We start from the raw sequence: 15,119 nt of genomic DNA on the forward strand, positions 1-15,119 counted from the left end.
ATTTAATATCCACGTTCTCATGCAGAGCCACCTCCCAGCACAGCCGGAAGATCATGCAGATTCGAAACCGCACATCCGAAAATTCCCCGAGCCTTGAGCATGGAAACCCAATTTTGCTTGTTCATATTCTCACTCTCGGAGGCGGTAAGCAAAATATGGGAAGGGGTATAGCCGCGGGTATCCGCCCAGCGCAGCACTTCAAGCGCTTTGCCGCCGCTTTGGGGACTAATAAGTACGAACATCGATCCGGAAGGAATGAATCTCCCCCCCTTTTCGAGCTTTTGCAGCAGATTTCCGTCCCCGTCGGCTGCAACGTCCACCAGGTGATGCATCATCCGCTGGCGGTCGCTGTACGTTTCGCTCGGAGCAAACATTTTGAACTGCTCGCCTGCCGTTGCCAGCCCCATGCACAGCCGTTCACGTGAGGCGAAATGAATGAGCGAAGCTGCAGTCGAGACCGCAAGCTCGAATTGGCCGTCCGTTTCATAATGTGAAGAAAGGGCGTCCAGGACGACCATGATTTTGGGTACGGAATCATACTCGAATTCTTTGGACTTCCAGGATCCGGTTCTTGCCGTCGCGTTCCAATGAATCCGGGATATACGGTCTCCGTATACATAGTCCCTTACGCCATTGATTTGGGTCGTCTCCCGTCGGGATGCCACCGCGCTCTGAGGTCCGGCAAACCTTGAATTCCGGTTCATCATTTTCCATCCGGAAATGGTTACGGTCCGGGGGAATACCCGGAACTGACCCGGAACATGAAAAGAGCCTTTATGCTCCATGAGTCCGAATATATCCTCCGTCACGCATTCCGTTTCGGTAAAAAAATACCGTCCGCGCTCAAGCGGCGGCGTCTGGAACATCAGCTGGCCGCCGCCGCGGAAATCCGGAATGACGCTCTCCTCGAACGACCAGGTTTCTCCGTTATGCCGCTTCATCACCTCACGGATGATGACATAGGGCATAGGCAGGAAGCCGGGAACCGCGAATTTCAGGCTTACCTTCACCTGTTCTCCTGCATGCAGCGTTTCTCCCTGCTCCTGCTCCGCGGAAAGACTGCGGTGGCCGTTGACGCGGCGAATGCCGCCAAGGCCTCCGGCAATGAGGTAAACAACCAGAACGCTGATCATGACAAGCAGCATCATCGAGGTTTTGCCGCCTTGAAACAGGACGAACAGCAGGCTGGCAGCCCATACGGCAAGCACGATCCAAAAGCGGAGGTTCCGCGCCATGGATCCGATTGTTTTCGGCAGCGCCATCATAACCTTATCGCTCCAAGGCGACAGGCACATGCACCTGCTGCAGAATATTTTTGACGACGGATTCCGCACTGACGTTATCGAGACGCGATTCGGGCCGCAGGATAATCCGATGCGAGAGCACATAAGGAGCAAGCACCTTGATGTCGTCCGGCAGGACAAAATCTCGCTGCTGAATAAAAGCGTACGCTTTGCTCGCCATCATCAGGGACAGCGATGCTCGCGGACTGGCGCCGAGAAGAACGGAAGGATGCTGACGGCTCATGCGGACGATTTTCAGCAAATAATCCGTGACCGCGTCACCGATGAACACCTGCCGGATCTCCTTCTGCATCTCTGCAATCTGTTCCATATGTGTTACAGGCGTCAATTTGTCAACGGGTTGCCCCTGCGCGTGCTGCTGCAGCAGGCTTCTTTCGGTATCTGCATCGGGATATCCCATACTGATCTTCATCATAAAACGGTCCAACTGCGCTTCCGGAAGCATGTACGTTCCTTCAAAGTCGATCGGGTTCTGGGTAGCGCAAAGCATGAACGGCTTAGGAAGCTCATAGGTCTCTCCATCTACCGTCACATTCCGTTCCTCCATGACCTCAAGCAGCGCCGATTGCGTTTTCGTCGTTGCACGGTTGATTTCATCTGCAAGTAGTATGTTGGTCATGACGGGACCTGGGCGGAAAAAGAACCGTTCTTCGCGCGGGTGAAATACGGAAACGCCGGTGATGTCGCTCGGCAAAATATCCGGATTACACTGGACGCGGCGGTAATCTCCGCTCATCGATCTCGCCAAAGCCTTGATCATCTGCGTTTTGCCGGTTCCCGGTACATCTTCAATCAGAATATGCCCTTCTGCCAGGAGAGCAGTAAGCAAAAGCTGGATTTCGAAGGATTTGCCTAAAATGCAGGATTCAAGATTGGATCTTACGGCTGCAATGGTTTGCAGGGATTCGCTGCTTACGGGCATCTATTCATGCCTCCTTATATCATGCTATTTGATGAAACGAAAAAATGGATTGCGTAATGAATTCTGTTAAATCCTGAGATAAGAAGCATATATCTTACATTGTACATGATATATTCACCTAAAGTACATTGTGAAGGCCTCCTAATTTACTCGTATACGCCGACATACCTTCTATAAACATAGCAAAGGCACCCTGCTCCGCGTGGATACAGGGTGCCTTGATAAGAGTCCGTACTAGCGGTGGGTTACCCCTTGGGGCGAACCAGCAAAGCAGCCAAGAACGAGAAGATAATCGCCGCGGAAATTCCCGCACTCGTGACCTCGAATATGCCGGTTACGATTCCGATCCAGCCGTCCCGCTGCAGCTCCGATAAAGCCCCGTGCACGAGAGAACTGCCAAAGCTGGTAATCGGCACAGACGCCCCGGCACCCGCGAATTTGACCAAAGGATCATAAAGCCCGAATCCGTCCGCAACGGCACCGGCCACCACAAGTGTGCTCATCGTATGAGCGGGGGTCAGCTTGAACAAATCCATCATGATTTGCCCGATGACGCAAATTAATCCGCCGATGACAAAAGCCCATAAAAATTGCATGCCTAATCCTCCATTTCCAGTGCCACCGCATGTGCGATACACGGGATGCTTTCACCCTGCTGGTAAGAGATGGGAGATAGCAAGGCCCCGGTTGCCACGACGAGCACTTTTTTAATTTCTTTGTTCATAAGCCTTTTGAGCAGATGACCGTACGTGACGACGGCCGAACAGCCGCAGCCGCTTCCACCGGCCATCACGTATGCCTGTTTCCGCATGTCATAGATGAGAAGTCCGCAATCGTTAAACTCGGTTTCGTCCATATCGATTCCCGCCTTCTGCAGCAGTTCGTTCGCGATCGGGTGACCGACGGACGCGAGATCGCCGGTAACAATCAAGTCATAATATCCGGGTGCGAGCCCCGTGTCCCGGAAGTGGGCTTCAATGGTATCTGCAGCTGCCGGCGCCATGGCAGCTCCCATGTTGAAAGGGTCCTTGATTCCCAAATCCATGACCCTGCCGATCGTTGCCCTGGCTACTACAGGACCGCTTCCGCCCCTGCCGACGATACCGCAGCCGGAGCCCGTTACCGTGTACTGGGCGGTCGGAGGCTTTTGGGATCCGTACTCCGTCGGATATCGGAACTGTTTCTCGGCTGTGCAGTTATGGCTTGCCGTTCCGGCGAGCACACGATCCGCAGCCCCTGTATCCACCAGGAGCGCCGCAAGCGCGAGGCTCTCCATCGATGTAGAGCAAGCGCCGAACACGCCCAAGTATGGCGCACCCAGCTTTCTTGCAGCAAATGTGCTGCTGATGATCTGGTTGAGGAGATCCCCGCCCACCATGAACTGAATTTGTTCTTTGGTCAGATCGGCCTTCACGATGGCCAGCTGCGAGGCTTGCTCCAGGAGCTTTCGTTCTGCCTTCTCCCATGTTTTCTCATTGATTTCGATGTTATCGTAGATATAATCAAAATCGCCCGATAGCGGACCCTGGCCTTCTTCCGGCCCTACGACCGCGGCACCCGCAAGCAGAGCTGGCTTCGAGGTGAATTCCCAGGTCTGGCCCGTCAGCTTCATGGATGATGCACTCCCTGAATGCCCAGGATCGCGTACACCAGACCGACGAAAAAGGCAGCGACCGTGCCGAACACGATGACGGAACCTGCGAGCTTAAACATATTCGCACCCACCCCGAGCACGTAACCTTCCGATTTATGCTCAAGGGCGGCGGAGCACATCGAGTTGGCAAAGCCCGTGACGGGAACAGCCGTCCCTGCTCCGGCAACCTGTGCGATTTTGTCATACACCCCTAAGCAGGTGAGGATGATGGAAATAATAATCAGGACCGCTACCGTCGGACTGGCCGCTTCCTTAACGGACATATCGAACAATGACATAAAGCCCTGCTGAATGGCCTGTCCGACAAGGCAAATGCCTCCTCCAATCAGAAAAGCGAGCACACAGTTTTTGAACGTGCTACGTTTGGGTTCATGCTTCTGCGCAATGCTTTTGTAATCCTCTTGGCTGAGCGTATCCAGACTGAATTTGGTCCCTTTATTTTTCGTGTTTGCAGGCAATGAAAGCACCTCCTCTTCATCATTCCTTTTCATTATTTGTCAACCTGAAGATTGTTATGTATTACTTGAGGCTTTCGTCTTGGCCGCGCAGCAAACAGCCGCCACAATCTCGCCATGGCAGCTGTCTTCGGAACGGCACGATGCCTGCATCCTGCATCCGGCATCCGTCATTCATTCAAAATAAGCAAAGCAGGACAATAACTAGCAACAGCAACAGCACGAAGACCAGAATGATCTCTTTGCTCACGGGCATGAACTCCATGTGGATGCTCCCTTCTGCACCTAATCAGGGCGTACATCTACTGTATCTTATTCCTGAACCATGGGTTGGTGCTTCACCGGAGCAACATGGACATTCCCTCTTCCGGAGTTCATACTATAGATTGTGAAATTACATAAGATATAAGAAAAGAAATAAAGGAGACATGGATGGCATGGATCAAAAAACGATGGACATGTTCCGCAAGCTGACCGAATTCCCCGCGGCTTCCGGATTTGAGAAGGAGCTTCGCGCTTACGTAAAAGAAATGATTACCCCATATACGGACGAATTCGTCCAAGATCGTCTCGGCAGCCTGTTTGGCGTGCTCCGCGGCGACGAGCAGGGACCGAAGGTGATGGTAGCGGGACACTTTGATGAGGTAGGCTTCATGGTGACGGGAATATCCGAAGCCGGCATGATTCGGTTCCAGCCTCTAGGCGGATGGTGGAGCCAGGCTGTGCTTGCGCAGCGTCTGAAAATCATGACGCCGAACGGGCCGGTAATCGGCGTTGTGGGCTCCATTCCAACGCATCTGCTGGATGAGTCGCAGCGCAACAAACCGGTCGATATCAAAGCCATGTATATCGATGTCGGCGCGGACAACCGCGAAGAAGCTGAAGCTTTCGGCATCCGTCCGGGACAGCAAATCGTACCGATTTGCGACTTTACTCCGCTCGCAAATCCGAAGAAAATCATGGCCAAGGCATGGGATAACCGTTATGGCGTCGGCCTTGCAGTAGAACTGCTGGAAGCCCTCCATAAAGAAAAGCTTCCTAACACCTTATACTGCGGCGCAACCGTGCAGGAAGAACTGGGCCTTCGGGGCGCACGGACATCTGCGAACCTGATTCAGCCCGACATCTTCTTCGCGCTGGATGCCAGTGCGGCGAATGACATGACGGGGGACAAGAGCTCCTTCGGCCATATCGGCCAAGGCGTACTGCTTCGCATTTTCGACCCGTCGATGCTGACGCATCGCGGTCTCGTCGAGTACGTACAGGATACCGCCGATACGCATCAAATTAAATACCAGTACTTCGTATCGCAGGGCGGAACCGATGCAGGCCAGGTTCATTTGAGCGGAATCGGCGTTCCGTCAACCGTCATCGGAATCTGCTCGCGGTATATCCATACCTCCTCTTCGATCATCCATACCGATGATTATGATGCAGCAAAAGAGCTTTTAATCAAGCTCGTTAAGGGTCTGGACCGGACCACGCTGAACACAATTCTCGAAAACGCGTGATTTTCGTTTGCTACATCATAAAACCTGCCTGCTCCCCCGGCTTCAACGGGAAAGCAGGCAGGTTTTTTATTTAAGAAAAGGTGATTTTGAAGGATTTTTGTCCAAGCCCACAAAAAAATTAATAAAATTCACAAAAAAACATTATATATTAAGTAAAAATGTGATAGAATGAAAGCGCTAACAGCAATCATCTTCTAAAGGGGGCTTTTGAAAGATGAACCAAACCGATAAGGTGATGAACGAGTATCAGAATTTTGATCCGGTCACCGATGCTTTTTTCTTCAAGACGGGAAGTCAGGAGCAGGTTATTTTCCACGGCAGGAACTACATTATTAAAAAAAGATTATCCGCCGCAGAGCAAACCTCGATGAAATCCCTTCCGAATTTCGTCCGTGCAGCTTCCAATCTATACGTCAATGTGAACAAAATTACAAATATCGACGGCAATACCCTGCATTTTCGCGATGACTTCGCCTATCCTCGTACCATAACGGTTTCCAAGCGGACCCTGGAACAAATCAAACGGCGTATGTCCCACCAGACCGGTTCTCTCTCTCCGGAGCAATTGATCTAAGCCTAAGCAAATAAGCGGCAGCTGCCCGGTTACGGACGGCCTGCCGCTTTTTGTTATGCGGAGAATTAATTTACGCTGTACGGCCTTACTTTGCGGTATCCCCAGGACGATTCGCCATCTTCCGGCATCCCCGGCAGAATCAAGCCTCCATCGATCCGGATCGTAATTCCTGTAATATAGGAGGCATGCTCGGAAACAAGCCATAACGCGGCTTGTCCGATATCCTCCGGGACGCCGATCCTTCCAAGCGGAATCGTGGAGCCCACATGGTCGTGAATCGGCTCGCGTTCCCGTACCAGAATCCCTCCGGGAGCAATACAGTTCACCCGTATACCGTAAGGCGACAAGTCCAAAGCAACCGATTCCGTTGCCCTTTTGAGAGCCGCCTTGAGCCCTCCATATACTGCATCGCCCGGGTATGCACGCTCGGCATGGGTAGAAACGATGTTAATGATATTTCCTCCGCGTCCCGCCTCGATCATATGCTTGGAAGCCTCTTTCATCAGCAGCATCGGAGCACGGAAATTCAGCTGCATCGTATCATCCAAATGATGGATCGGCAGCTCGGTGATCGAAGCATACATGCCGATGCCGGCATTATTCACAAGCACGTCGATGTGCCCCATGGCCTGAACCGCTTCTGTGATGGTACGCTGTGCTTCCTCGGCGACTCGCAGATCACCTTCACGGACGATGCAAACCCTGCCCGATGCAAGAGCGATCTCTTCCGCGGTCCGTTCTGCCTCCGCATCGTCCTTGTAATGAGTAATCATGATTCCATAACCGGCTTCTGCAAGCGCCAGAGCGATCCCGCGCCCGATGCCGCGGCTTCCTCCCGTAATAAGGGCGGTTTTGGGCTTTACGTTCTCTTGTAATGGATTGACCATATTCATCCTCCTTTTTCGAGCTTGAGATATATCCGAATGCAGGGGCATCACCTCTTTTCATTGCAGATAAACGTAGCGTTTACAAAGGATGTATGATACTGATAAAACCTTATAAAGAAGAAAATGTCAAATCTGCTGATTTCGAATTACACCGTTCGCAAAAAAAGAAGCGAGTCTTCCATAAAGAAAGACTCGCCCTGATCGCCGGACTGCGGCTTTAGTGGCTCATTTGATCAGCTCCGTCGGATTCATGCCTGTGATCTTTTTAAACAATGTACTGAAGTAGGGAATATTCTTGTAGCCGACCCTTTCGGCCACTTCATAGACAAGCATGTTCCCTTCGATCAGCAGCTCCCGCGCTTTTTCGATTCTGACCCGGGTCAAGTAATTATTGAAGGTTTCACCGGTCATATTCTTGAAAATGATAGCCAAATGGTTTCGTGAAATGAATACTTTATCCGACAACTCCGCCAAGGTAAGCTCTGATGCATAATGCTCGTGGATGTAACTCGTCATGAAATCGACAACCTGCCGATGCTTGCTCTTCCCTCTCCATTGCTTGCTGCTGCAAATTGTCGTTATTTTCTCCTTCAGCCAATGGGTCATTTGATCCGGCACAATCAAGGAGCCAATCTCCTTGGTAATCTGGTCGCTTGTGAACAGTTCATCCATTGAAAACCCGGTTTCATAAAGCGAATAGGCGATAATTCCCCATAGCTCGCTGGCCAGCATTTGAACGTAGGCTGGTGAAATATCCTTCCGCTCCTTGACCATATCCATATATTCGCATAACAGCTGCACTGCTTCAGCTTCTTGCGACGATTTAATGGCACCTGCCAACTTAAACGACAGTTTGACGGGAAAGAGGGGGACGCCTTCTTGTCCGCCTTCCCTAACTTCTCGGTAGAGGTATACCTCACAGGCCGAAGCGATTCTCTCCGCTCTTTGATCTATGGCTCGAAAGGCTTCCTCCGTCGAATCGGAAATCTTCGTCCAGCCATCCTTCAATCCTCCAATGCCAAGCCGGATCTCCAGTTTCAAATAGCCGGCGATGCTCTCAGCCAGCATGGTTCCGAGTTCCATCAGCCTCTTCTCGAACGGCTCACCGAGCTCTTCAACAGGATGAAGAATCAATAAGGACCGGGTGCTGTGAAGCTCGGTATATTCGATCTCGGAAAAAAGCTTCCGCGCAATTTCGCAAACCATGTTGCTGACTGCAAAACGGAACAGATTCCAATCTGAAACGGACATGCAGCTGGCCTTTTCATTACGAATCAATTCGATGCCGATCGCGATATGACGGCGATTCAGCCAATAATAGTACGCCTGTGGCAGATGATTATCGTCTTTGTATGCTTGATCCAGAGTTCCGACCGCGACCGATCGCACCCACTCTTTCTCGACGAGGGGTTCATACAGCGACATTTTGTTTTCAAGCTCTCCCTGCCTTTTCCGTTTCCCTTCCTCATCTCCCAGCTCCTGAATGACTCTGTTTAAGATGTTCTTCAGGGTAGGCATACTAATCGGTTTGGAAACGTAGTCGCTGGCCTGGAACCGGAGTGCTTGTCTTGCATACTCAAAGTCCGAATATCCGCTTAAAATGATGATTTTCCCTCGAAAGCCTTCAGCTCTAAGCTGTTCAATCATCTCCAAACCATTCATCAGCGGCATGTAGATGTCGGTGATAATGACATCCGGGCGCGTAGCGCGTATCATCTGAAGGCCATCTTCGCCGTTCAATGCCTCTCCAACCCACTCCGCGCCCAGCTGATCCCAAGGGATCGCACGTTTCATCCCCTGCAGCACCCGGCGTTCGTCATCCACGATGGCGACTTTCCACATATCTCCCTCTAAACCTCCTTGTACTGTGCAAAAATAACAGCAACGAACGGAGCCTCCTTCAATGTGACCATGGAAGCGCGTACAAGATCTTATTCTGCTACACATCCGCGTTCGAAGGGGGCTCAGTCAGCAGCGGAAGCATTATTTCGACTCGCGTTCCGCCCTCTTCTCGCTCCTTTAGCGTCACGCCGTACAGCTCGCCGAAGTAACCGGCGATTCTCTCTCTTACGTTACGAATGCCGTACCCGCCGGTATGGCGTTTCAGCTGCCTGTTCTCCGGCTGCTTGAGCCCGGTCCCATTATCCTCGATCAAGACCCGCAGCGCATCCCCGGTGTTCTCCATTCGTATAAAAATCAGGCCGCTGCGCTGCTTATTGAACCCATGGACGATGGAATTTTCGACGAACGGCTGTAGTGTGAGCTTGGGGATGAATAACTCCTGGATCTCGGCCGGACTCTCTATCCGGTAGTCCAGTCCGTCCCCCCAACGAAGCTGCTGGATTTCCAGATAACATTGTATATGTGCCAATTCATCCGCTATCGTAATAAAACTATTGCCATTAGATAAGCCGATCCGAAACATTCGTCCCATCAGCTCCAGAATGCGGCTCAATTCTTCCTGTCCGGCCTCAATCGCCATCCAGTTCAGCTGATCCAGCATATTATAGAGAAAATGCGGGTTAATATTGGCTTGAAGGGCCTCGATTTCCGCTTTTTTCTGCTGTTCATGGCGCCTCTTAAGCGAGCGATAGAGCTCTTCGATCCGCTCGTTCTGCTTGCGGTATCCGGCAAAGAGATAGCCGAATTCATTCTGGTAATCCATCGGCAGCTCGACTTTCTCTCCGCCCAAGGAATACATGCGCATCGCGGTAACAAGCTGCTTGATCGGCTTGGTGAATTGCCTGCTGATGAACAGGGTCAGGAGTAAAACCAGCAGTACCGCAGCAATCCCGATGAGGCCGATCCATTCGGCCAACTTTAAGCTGCTCGAGGTGATCTGGTTCCATGAGGTGAATTCGATCAGCGTCCAGATGGAATTATCCACCCTGGAGTAGACCAGCAGGGTGTCTCTTAAATCCCCCGTCCCTTTGATATGAACATAGCCGGATTTGTCGCTTTTGAGATCGACCCATTGGGACCAGTCATTCTGCTCAAGCGGATCGCCTATTTTCATAATGGGCTGACCTACGCTGTCCGCCAGAATCCGGTTGGATCCTTCGGAATTCCCGATCAGCAGTTTCCGGATTTCATTTGCCTTGATATGAATGACCAGTGTACCGATATAGTCATCGTTATAAACAATCTTTCGGGCAAAGCTGAGTACCGGTATCTCTCCTTGGGGACTGGAGAATAGATACTCTCTCGACCAGCAGAAATCGTTTTTGTCGAGGCATTCGGCATATTCCTGCCGGTCCAGATGCCTCATGTCCCTGAACTGGATATAGCTCTGCCTTTCGCTCCCGATGGGGTTGTTCATATAGAGATCGATCCCTTGAATTAATGGGATCGCATAAGTCAGATTACCGAGAGCGCTTTCAACAGTGACTCGTCTGCGGTGCCGTTCGAATTCATCATTCCGGTTCAGGAGGAAATTGGTCAGCTCGATGTCGCGGGAGCTTGACAGCGAGATTTGCTCAATCATCACCAGCCGGGTCATAATTTCATTATTCAGTTCATCCAGCAGCTGCTGCTGGTAATGAGAAGTTGTCCGTACAAGCGCTTTGGACGAATTGCTGTAACTCGTCCAAGCGGTGGCCGCGATTACAAGAATGAGAACGGCGGCATAACTGTTAAAGAACAGTCGGTCGATTCTGAATTTTTTAAAAGGATTGGTCAAATATGCTCCTCCCCTGAAGTGGATGAGGTAAATAAACGGTAAAACAACGAAGAGACTTCGCGTTTTACCGTTACCGGATGAGTTTTTTTAATCTTAGCCTTTTATACCCGTTGTCGCAATGCCCTCTACGAAATACTTCTGCAGAAACATGAAGATGAATGTAGCCGGAAGTACGGACACCAGCGACATGGCGAGCAATTGGCCCCATTCCTGCGCGGACTGGGAATCGTTAATCATCCGGAGCGCCAGGCCGACTGTATACTTCTCTACCGAGTTAATGTAAAGGAGATGACCCAGGAAGTCGTCCCAATTCCAGAGGAAGCAGAAGATCATGACAGTCACGATCGCCGGCACCGTAAGCGGAATTACGACCCGCCAGTAAATGCCGAACCAGGAGCATCCGTCGATTTTGGCGGATTCGTCCAGTTCTCTTGGAATTCCGCGTATGAATTGAATCAGCAGGAAGACGAAGAAGGTGCCGCCTGCCCCGCCCGCAAGCATATGGGGAATGATGAACGGCAAGTATGTATTCACCCATCCCAGTTGATAAAACAGGGCATACTGGGGAATGATGAGCACCTGTCCAGGCATCATCAAAGTCAGCATCAGAATGGAGAACCAGAAGCCCTTGAGCGGAAAATCCAATCTCGCAAAACCGAAGGCTACCAGTGTGCAGGATACCAGCGTCGTCGCGATGACAGCCATTTCAAGTCCAAAGGTATTGAGATAAAAATCGGTAAATGTATGGCCCGGAATGGAATTCCAGCCCTTAACGAAATTGTTCCATTGCGGGACTGAAGGAAAGATCCCCGGTGAGTCAAGCTCGGTGCTGTTCTTCAGTGAAGCTCCGATCCACCAGAGAACCGGATACACCATGATGAAACTGAACAAGATCATGAAAACATGACGGATTGCCGGCTTCCATTTGCGCAGGGTCATCCCCGTTTCCCCCTTCCTGTTTCGGATTCATAGAATACCCAGTACTTCGAGCTGTAGGATATCAGAATGGTAGCCACAACGATCATGATCATCATAATCCAAGCCAGCGCCGAGGCATAACCCAGCTCATAACGGCTGAATGCCCTTTCATATAAATACAAGGCATAGACATAAGTGGCATTCATCGGTCCTCCATTCGTGATGACAAAGGCTGAGGTAAACATCTGGAAGGCGCCAATAACGCCCATGATCAAATTGAAGTAAAGAATCGGCGAAAGCATCGGCAGGGTAATCTTGAAAAACTGGGTGAATTTGTTTGCTCCGTCAACGGAGGATGCCTCATAAAGATCATTCGGAATCTGCTTGAGGCCCGCCAGGAAAATGACCATGGTGGAGCCGAATTGCCAGACCGTAAGTAAAATGAGTGTTCCAAGAGCCGTATCGGGACTCGTGATCCAGCCTTTTCCTTCTATGCCGAAGATCCCGATGATTTTGTTGAATATCCCGTCCACTCCAAAAATGTTGCGCCAAAGCAGGGACACCCCGATGCTGCCGCCGATCAGCGAAGGAAAGTAAATCGCCGTCCGGTAAATACCAATTCCTTTAACCGCCTTGCTGAGAATCATTGCGACTAGCAGGGCTGCGATAAGCTTTAAAGGTACGGAAGCAAGCACGTACGTAAAAGTCACTTTCACAGAGTCGATAAATTTCGGATCCGAAGTGAAAATTCGCTCGTAATTGCGGATCCCAATCCATTCGATCGGTTTCAACAACGTGTAATCGGTAAACGAATAGTACAGAGATAAGAATAAGGGATAAGCCGTCAGTGCCAAAAAACCGATCAGCCAGGGCGAAATAAACAAATAGCCCGTTAGCGGAGCCCTCCATCTGCTCAGAACCGAAGGCTTCTTCGTCTTTGCGGCGGGCGGGGTTATAGCAGCAGTGGTACGATTCATGTGGGTTCACCTCATGTGTATCAATATGGTATAGATCAAGTATACCGCCCGGCTCCCCCCTGCTAAATGAGAGTAATGCTCGAATTCTTTCAAAATATAACGAAAAAAGGGGCGAGTATCCCGCCCCTTTCTACACCGTAAGCTTCCATTTAATAGATTGTTCTTCCCTGCTCATCGGAAATGCCGCTTTTTCGAAAGAAATACGTATTGATCCTGTCGCGCCACTCTTTGGCATGCTCCGCCTGCTCTGCAAGCCTCCTCTCGACCTGCCGGTAAGCTTGTTCTTCCAGATGCTCTTTCAATTCTCCCCAAATGGCCAGCAGTTGGCCTGCCCGTTCCGCTCCTTCAAAATGAGTATCATAAATATGCTGGATTACGGTTTTGCCGGAATGAAGCCGATGGGTATAAGGAACATGATGAAAGAACAGCAGCAGTTCATCCGGACAAGTCGCCAGCGATTCGTACATTTCCTTGTTTGCATCGGAATATTGGGAGGTATAGCCGGTTCCTGTGGCTGTCGTGCGATCTACACCTATGCCATGGCAGTCTGCAAAATGATAGGTTCCCCATGGCGAGTACTCGTACCCATCAACATTAGGTCCGTAATGGTGATCCGGGTTGACCATAAATCCGACACCCAGTGGAGCCGTATAGGATTCATAGATCTCCCACGAATCCATGAGTATCCCTTGAATGATACGACCAATCGCTTCCCCGCCGCCAAAGGTCAGCACGATCCATTCCTTGGCAATCTCCGCTGCGGACAGCTCCGGATTCCAGGCCAAACGGCCGTATCCATACAGGTTCGCCTGCGCCAGTAAATGCCCCGTCCAATTGGCGTCGCTTCCAATATTGGACACGGCGGCAAACCCGCTGTAAGGATTCCCATGCAAGGTACCATCGACAATTCGTTTGATCGGGGTTCCTTCCCCATGAAGATAGGTATCAAAGTTCAAAACCTCCTTCCACTGGGGAACGAGGTAACAGACATGCCGCTGCTGCCCGGTATACTCCTGGGCAATCTGAAACTCGATCATCTGATTGGTATGCGGCATGGCCCCGATTAACGGGGAGACGGGCTCCCGGACCTGAAAGTCAATCGGACCGTTCTTGACCTGCAGGATAACGTTGTCCATAAAACGCCCATCCAGCGGCCTGAAATGATCATAGGCCGCCCTTGCGCGGTCCGTCGTGCGATCGCGCCAGTCCTGCTTGCAGTTATACACGAAGCAGCGCCAGATCACGACACCGCCATACGGCTTCAATGCCTCGGCCAGCATATTGGCGCCGTCGGCATGATCCCGACCGTAGGTAAACGGTCCCGGACGATGTTCCGAGTCGGCCTTCACCAAAAATCCGCCGAAATCAGGAATGGCATCATATACATTGGAGGCCGCCTGGCGCCACCATTCACGGACGGAAGGATGCAGCGGATCGGCCGTTTCAAGGTCTCCTAACTCCATGGTGCTGGCATAATTAATGCTTAAGTACAGTTTGATGGCATACTGCCGGAAAATCGCGGCCAGCTTCGCCACATCCGGTAGAAAATCGGTCAAGAGACGACTCTCTACCCGATGAACATTGACATTATTGATAGCGATCGCGTTGATTCCGCAAGAAGCCAACAGACGGGCATAATCTTGAATTCGTTCAAGCTGCTCGGTAACCCGGTTGTCTTGATAGAATATCGATGATCCTGCATACCCCCGTTCCACGCTTCCGTCCATGTTGTCCCATTGATTGATCATACGGAGCGGATTAACAGGATTTTCAACCAGGTTCAGATGGTCTACATCGCCGCCTGTAGCGATAATCCGTAACAAGTGGAATACCCCATATAACAGGCCGGCAGAGGTCATCGCACCGATCGAGATATTGCCATTCATCCGATCGGTTTGAATCGCAAAGCCCTCTGCTTGAACAGAGCGGGCAGAGTTGGCATCTATAGCTTCGTCTATCGCTTTGCTTGACCCGAAGGTACCCAGGATAATGCAGGGTTCGTCTCCGACCGTTTCCGAGATGGTGACGGTTCGGCCGGTTAAGGAACTCAAACCTTGAGCCAGCTCGTTCACGGCCGTGCGCAACACTTCGTCCTGCACCTCAGCAGCGATGTGGCAGTGTGGCACATACCGGCTGAAATCAGCGCTTTGATTGGTTCGGCGGTATTGCAGCCAAGCCTCATAGCCATCACCCGGACGGTATTCAAAAAAATCGTTCATACATAACCCTCCCCAGTTG

At 51.1% G+C, this 15,119-nt stretch carries 13 protein-coding genes; 2 read left to right on the top strand and 11 right to left on the bottom strand.

Going from position 1 to position 15,119, the window contains the following annotated elements; genetic code table 11:
* Positions 1 to 17: 17 nt before the first annotated feature.
* The 5 genes from ACTHPM_RS10725 to spoVAC all read right to left on the bottom strand — a co-directional run bounded on the left by ACTHPM_RS10725 (position 18) and on the right by spoVAC (position 4,338).
* The gene (locus ACTHPM_RS10725; protein WP_440421530.1) at positions 18 to 1,265 is read right to left on the bottom strand and encodes a DUF58 domain-containing protein; all 1,248 of its coding nucleotides are present in this window, start codon (positions 1,263 to 1,265) and stop codon (positions 18 to 20) included.
* A gap of 4 nt (positions 1,266 to 1,269) precedes the next feature.
* Complete coding sequence (locus ACTHPM_RS10730) at positions 1,270 to 2,226, bottom strand: AAA family ATPase (protein ID WP_440395151.1); 957 nt, start codon at positions 2,224 to 2,226, stop codon at positions 1,270 to 1,272.
* A gap of 245 nt (positions 2,227 to 2,471) precedes the next feature.
* A complete protein-coding gene (gene spoVAE, locus ACTHPM_RS10735; RefSeq protein WP_440395152.1) occupies positions 2,472 to 2,822 on the bottom strand; it encodes a stage V sporulation protein AE in 351 nt (116 codons plus the stop codon).
* Positions 2,823 to 2,824: 2 nt separating this feature from the next.
* Positions 2,825 to 3,838 carry a stage V sporulation protein AD gene (spoVAD, locus tag ACTHPM_RS10740; protein WP_440395153.1) on the bottom strand — a complete coding sequence of 338 codons (1,014 nt, stop codon included), beginning with the start codon at positions 3,836 to 3,838 and terminating at the stop codon, positions 2,825 to 2,827.
* On the bottom strand, positions 3,835 to 4,338 hold the full coding sequence (gene spoVAC / locus ACTHPM_RS10745) for a stage V sporulation protein AC (RefSeq protein ID WP_440395154.1): 504 nt from the start codon (positions 4,336 to 4,338) through the stop codon (positions 3,835 to 3,837). The genes spoVAD and spoVAC overlap by 4 nt, the downstream gene beginning before the upstream one ends.
* 434 nt (positions 4,339 to 4,772) lie before the next feature.
* Between spoVAC and ACTHPM_RS10750 the strand changes: the two genes are divergently transcribed.
* Positions 4,773 to 5,846 carry a M42 family metallopeptidase gene (locus tag ACTHPM_RS10750; RefSeq protein WP_440395155.1) on the top strand — a complete coding sequence of 358 codons (1,074 nt, stop codon included), beginning with the start codon at positions 4,773 to 4,775 and terminating at the stop codon, positions 5,844 to 5,846.
* A 214-nt stretch (positions 5,847 to 6,060) separates the two neighbouring features.
* Positions 6,061 to 6,420, top strand: a complete 360-nt coding sequence (locus ACTHPM_RS10755) for a LytTR family transcriptional regulator DNA-binding domain-containing protein (RefSeq protein WP_440395156.1) — start codon at positions 6,061 to 6,063, stop codon at positions 6,418 to 6,420.
* Between the two features lie 65 nt (positions 6,421 to 6,485).
* On the opposite strand, the gene ACTHPM_RS10760 is transcribed toward ACTHPM_RS10755, so the two are convergent.
* From ACTHPM_RS10760 to ACTHPM_RS10785, 6 genes are all read right to left on the bottom strand, one after another.
* The gene (locus tag ACTHPM_RS10760; RefSeq protein WP_440395157.1) at positions 6,486 to 7,307 is read right to left on the bottom strand and encodes an SDR family NAD(P)-dependent oxidoreductase; all 822 of its coding nucleotides are present in this window, start codon (positions 7,305 to 7,307) and stop codon (positions 6,486 to 6,488) included.
* A 225-nt stretch (positions 7,308 to 7,532) separates the two neighbouring features.
* Positions 7,533 to 9,149 carry a response regulator transcription factor gene (locus ACTHPM_RS10765; RefSeq protein WP_440395158.1) on the bottom strand — a complete coding sequence of 539 codons (1,617 nt, stop codon included), beginning with the start codon at positions 9,147 to 9,149 and terminating at the stop codon, positions 7,533 to 7,535.
* A gap of 97 nt (positions 9,150 to 9,246) precedes the next feature.
* A complete protein-coding gene (locus tag ACTHPM_RS10770; RefSeq protein ID WP_440395159.1) occupies positions 9,247 to 10,986 on the bottom strand; it encodes a sensor histidine kinase in 1,740 nt (579 codons plus the stop codon).
* 93 nt (positions 10,987 to 11,079) lie between these two features.
* On the bottom strand, positions 11,080 to 11,925 hold the full coding sequence (locus ACTHPM_RS10775; RefSeq protein WP_440395160.1) for a carbohydrate ABC transporter permease: 846 nt from the start codon (positions 11,923 to 11,925) through the stop codon (positions 11,080 to 11,082).
* Positions 11,922 to 12,881 (bottom strand): carbohydrate ABC transporter permease, encoded by a 960-nt coding sequence (locus tag ACTHPM_RS10780; RefSeq protein ID WP_440395161.1) that lies wholly within the window; start codon positions 12,879 to 12,881, stop codon positions 11,922 to 11,924. Before ACTHPM_RS10780 ends, ACTHPM_RS10775 begins: the two co-directional genes overlap by 4 nt.
* Positions 12,882 to 13,030: 149 nt before the next feature.
* Entirely contained in the window at positions 13,031 to 15,100 is a 2,070-nt protein-coding gene (locus ACTHPM_RS10785; protein WP_440395162.1) for an alpha-glucuronidase family glycosyl hydrolase, read from the bottom strand.
* Positions 15,101 to 15,119: the final 19 nt, after the last annotated feature.

The organism is Paenibacillus sp. SAFN-054 (assembly GCF_051966755.1).
Classification (GTDB): domain Bacteria; phylum Bacillota; class Bacilli; order Paenibacillales; family Paenibacillaceae; genus Paenibacillus_AQ.

Bases quoted from the DNA above. Each gene is read 5' to 3' on its own strand.
- ACTHPM_RS10730 (WP_440395151.1), bottom strand. From the start codon at position 2,226: ATGCCCGTAAGCAGCGAATCCCTGCAAACCATTGCAGCCGTAAGATCC.
- ACTHPM_RS10755 (WP_440395156.1), top strand. From the start codon at position 6,061: ATGAACCAAACCGATAAGGTGATGAACGAGTATCAGAATTTTGATCCG.
- spoVAD (WP_440395153.1), bottom strand. From the start codon at position 3,838: ATGAAGCTGACGGGCCAGACCTGGGAATTCACCTCGAAGCCAGCTCTG.
- spoVAE (WP_440395152.1), bottom strand. From the start codon at position 2,822: ATGCAATTTTTATGGGCTTTTGTCATCGGCGGATTAATTTGCGTCATC.
- ACTHPM_RS10775 (WP_440395160.1), bottom strand. From the start codon at position 11,925: ATGACCCTGCGCAAATGGAAGCCGGCAATCCGTCATGTTTTCATGATC.
- ACTHPM_RS10760 (WP_440395157.1), bottom strand. From the start codon at position 7,307: ATGGTCAATCCATTACAAGAGAACGTAAAGCCCAAAACCGCCCTTATT.
- ACTHPM_RS10725 (WP_440421530.1), bottom strand. From the start codon at position 1,265: ATGATGGCGCTGCCGAAAACAATCGGATCCATGGCGCGGAACCTCCGC.
- ACTHPM_RS10785 (WP_440395162.1), bottom strand. From the start codon at position 15,100: ATGAACGATTTTTTTGAATACCGTCCGGGTGATGGCTATGAGGCTTGG.
- ACTHPM_RS10765 (WP_440395158.1), bottom strand. From the start codon at position 9,149: ATGTGGAAAGTCGCCATCGTGGATGACGAACGCCGGGTGCTGCAGGGG.
- ACTHPM_RS10750 (WP_440395155.1), top strand. From the start codon at position 4,773: ATGGATCAAAAAACGATGGACATGTTCCGCAAGCTGACCGAATTCCCC.
- ACTHPM_RS10780 (WP_440395161.1), bottom strand. From the start codon at position 12,881: ATGAATCGTACCACTGCTGCTATAACCCCGCCCGCCGCAAAGACGAAG.